The sequence below is a fragment of the Flavobacterium hiemivividum genome (genome assembly GCF_004349145.1).
Lineage (GTDB): Bacteria > Bacteroidota > Bacteroidia > Flavobacteriales > Flavobacteriaceae > Flavobacterium > Flavobacterium hiemivividum.
This window is the reverse complement of the sequence record NZ_SMFO01000025.1, coordinates 1-3,402: the sequence shown is the minus strand read 5'-3', so window position 1 is coordinate 3,402 and position 3,402 is coordinate 1. Positions and strand designations below refer to the sequence as shown.

Sequence of the window (3,402 nt, the reverse complement as noted above, 5' to 3'; positions counted from 1 at the left end):
CCCTTTGTGAAAGGTAGATTGCATACGCGTTACGCACCCGTGCGCCGGTCTCAAAGAAGCAAGCTTCTTCTACCCCTCGACTTGCATGTGTTAAGCCTGCCGCTAGCGTTCATCCTGAGCCAGGATCAAACTCTTCATCGTATATTATATGAGAATAAATTCTCTTTTTGTTTTTGACTGAAGGTCTAGTGGTTTTTTCAAATCTCTCGATTCTATTACTCTTTATTCTTTTGTTCTAACATCTCTGTTAAAACGGCTGTCAATTCAATATGTCTAGGAACGTGTTCTTCTTTTTTTTTAAACTGAATTTATTTCAGTTTCTAACTTCAATCACCATGTAAACATGTTTCCCGAAGCGGGTGCAAAAGTAACAAAGTCTTTTGTTTCTCGCAAGAAAAATTTAAAGTTTTTTTTCGAAGATTTAAATCCTCATTTCTTTATCTTTTTTTTGCAGTCTTTCAAGGAACATTGCGCGTTTTGCGGGCTGCAAATGTAATAAGCAATTTCGAATCTCACAAGCTTTATTTTGATTTATTTTAGAAATAATTCCAATCCTAAACCCCTTTATAACCTGTCAATATTCTTATGAACTTATTCGCTGTTGCGGGTGCAAAAGTAGCACCTTTATACCGTTAAACAATACTTTTAATAGACTATTTTTTCACGTTTTCTTAACGCAGCGTTTAACTCGCTGGAAATACGTGTTTTGAAAAGGAAAGTTTTCTCCTCCTCCGCCAAAACCGTCGGGAGTCTCCCAAGGAAAGAGTGCCTTTGTGCTCTTAGTCTGCCTTGTTTCGTTGAGAATACAGCATGTTTGCTAATACTTTATAATTAGCAAGACAAGCTTCCTACTCTTGATAACTACTATAATTAGTAGCTTTGCTTGCTATACCAATATATATATATGTGTACTTTTTTTAGAAACCTTATCGACAATATTGAAGTCATCATCTTACCCCCCCTAGCCCCCATAGCAGTGGAAATCCTATCGAGCCCGTCTCGTCTTTTCGCACGAGAAGGGAAGGAGAGGTAGATTGTAGCGTCCCGAAGTCTCGAGGGCTGATCCCGATAGCGATCGGGATAGATTCTGAGAAAAAGTGGCTACTCCTTATATATAGGTATACTCTATATATAGGTATACTCTCTTTTTATATAATCACAAACACCTAAAACACTCAGTTAATTGGAAAGTCTCGAAAACAACTGTAATGCACTAAAAAAAGCTTTACTATTATTTGCAGCAAAACTTAAAAGCCTCTATGATTCTATTAAATTCCGGAATGTAAAAACGTTTAGATCTCAATTTAGAGGCGTGAGGAACATAGAGTTTTTCCTTTTCAGACTAACGAATATTTATGCCTAATTTTTGCTACTCCTCAGCTTTTCGTTATGATCCATAAGAATCTTACATTTGGTATAATTTGGGATCAGGAACAAAACCTGGGGAGAAGTTTTAGAAAAAAAGAATATTTTTGTAGTATTAACATTGAGATATGACTTCTATAGACCTTTTAAAATTTATGCTCCCTGATTTTTTAATAGAGAACTTTGAAATAGTTTCTGCAACTAATTCTGAAGAAAACTTACATCTGTATTTCGAAGAAAAAGCAAGACCCCCAAAAGAGTTTAATACTGTAGAATTTGTATCCAAAGGCTTTCAGGAGGAAATAACAATCCAAGATTTTCCTCTTAGAGGTAAGTTTGTCTATTTACACATTAAACGTCGCCGTTGGACCAATAAAACCACTGGAGAAATCATCAAAAGAGATTGGCAGCTAGTAGCTAAAGGAACTCGTATGACGCAAGAATTTGCGGCTTTTTTAAAAGAAATTAATAGATAACACACCCATTAATTGTCATCTTATTGGAAGTTTCTTCGGGGTTAATGGTAAAAAACTCCAAAGACAATATAAAAAACACCTTAGTTCTTTTAGTACTTGGGAGCCTAGAGAACATGCCCATCAATGGATTATTTATCCCGAAAATATAGGAACTCATTTAGCCATTGACGAAGTAGCCTTATCTCAAGGTGAGCTATACACTATTGTGACCAATAAAAAAGCCAAAGGAAAGAAAGGGACATTAGTGGCTATTGTTGCTGGCACTAAGACTGAACAAGTTATTGAACAGGTCAGTAAAATTGACTCTAAAAAAAGACAAGCTGTTCTAGAAATCACATTAGACATGGCTAATTCTATGAAGTTGATAGCCAAAAAATGTTTTCCAAAAGCCATACAAGTAACTGACCGTTTCCATGTACAAAAACTAGCCTTAGAAGCATTACAAGAAATTAGAATCAAGCATCGATGGGAAGCTATGGATAGAGAGAATCAATCGATATTACAAGCTAAATCAGAAAACAAAACCCATATTCCCCAACTTTTAACAAATGGAGATACTGTAAAACAATTATTAGCTAGAAGTCGCTATTTACTTTATAAATCCAGAGAAAAGTGGACCCTTAACCAAGAAGAAAGAGCACGTCATTTTTTTGAACTATATCCTGATATAAAAACAGCTTATAGTCTATCTCACCAATTACGTAGCATTTACAATACCAATAATGATAAGAATGTAGCCATGTTGAAATTAGCTCATTGGTACAGAAAAGTAGAGGAGTCAGGATTTAAGAACTTTACTATTGTTCTCAATACGATAACGGTTAATTACCAATCCATACTAAACTACTTTGATAATCGAAGTACAAATGCTTCAGCAGAATCTTTTAATGCTAAAATTAAAGGGTTTAGAAGTCAGTTTAGAGGAGTTCGGAAAATCCCCAACTTTTGAGATTAATCCTATATATGAACTCTGCTTCCAAGTTTGAATCCGATTAAAAACAAAAAAGCCTATCTTTTCAGATAGGCTTTTCAAAGAAAGGCGACGACATACTCTCCCACATAACTGCAGTACCATCTGCGCAGGCGGGCTTAACTACTCTGTTCGGGATGGGAAGAGGTGAGCCCCGCCGCAATAACCACCTTAAGAGGTTATAATTGCTTTGGGCAATTATTGTAATGTTGTTTATTGTTTTATAAACAGCAATCACATAATATCTTAACATACTGAGATAAAGATTTATCCTGAATTTAYTTCAGGAACKATTAAAAGACTCTGAAACAAGTTCAGAGTAAAGAAAGTTTCTCCCCCGGGTTGCCCCGGGGAAAAGTGTACATAAGCTTACGGGTTATTAGTACTACTCGACTATGACATTACTGCCTTTACATCTATAGCCTATCAACGTGGTCATCTCCCACGACCCTTAAAAGAAATCTCATCTTGTGGTGGGTTTCGCGCTTATATGCTTTCAGCGCTTATCCCTTCCAAACGTAGCTACTCTGCGGTGCCACTGGCGTGACAACAGATACACTAGAGGTTTGTCCAATTCGGTCCTCTCGTACT

At 36.4% G+C, this 3,402-nt stretch carries 2 protein-coding genes and 3 rRNA genes; 2 read left to right on the top strand and 3 right to left on the bottom strand.

What is annotated here, in order from left to right; translation table 11 throughout:
* Nucleotides 1-141 (bottom strand): 16S ribosomal RNA (locus E0F98_RS15890); the annotation flags it as partial.
* A 1,352-nt stretch (nucleotides 142-1,493) separates the two neighbouring features.
* Here E0F98_RS15890 and E0F98_RS15880 point away from each other — a divergent pair.
* Together E0F98_RS15880 and E0F98_RS15875 are read left to right on the top strand one after the other, a co-directional pair.
* A complete protein-coding gene (locus tag E0F98_RS15880; protein ID WP_132113250.1) occupies nucleotides 1,494-1,841 on the top strand; it encodes an ISAon1 family transposase N-terminal region protein in 348 nt (115 codons plus the stop codon).
* Nucleotides 1,834-2,790 carry an ISAon1 family transposase gene (locus E0F98_RS15875; protein ID WP_132113247.1) on the top strand — a complete coding sequence of 319 codons (957 nt, stop codon included), beginning with the start codon at nucleotides 1,834-1,836 and terminating at the stop codon, nucleotides 2,788-2,790. The genes E0F98_RS15880 and E0F98_RS15875 overlap by 8 nt, the downstream gene beginning before the upstream one ends.
* A gap of 85 nt (nucleotides 2,791-2,875) precedes the next feature.
* On the opposite strand, the gene rrf is transcribed toward E0F98_RS15875, so the two are convergent.
* Nucleotides 2,876-2,985, bottom strand: a 5S ribosomal RNA gene (gene rrf, locus E0F98_RS15870).
* A gap of 185 nt (nucleotides 2,986-3,170) precedes the next feature.
* Nucleotides 3,171-3,402: ribosomal RNA gene (locus E0F98_RS15865) — 23S ribosomal RNA — on the bottom strand; the annotation flags it as partial.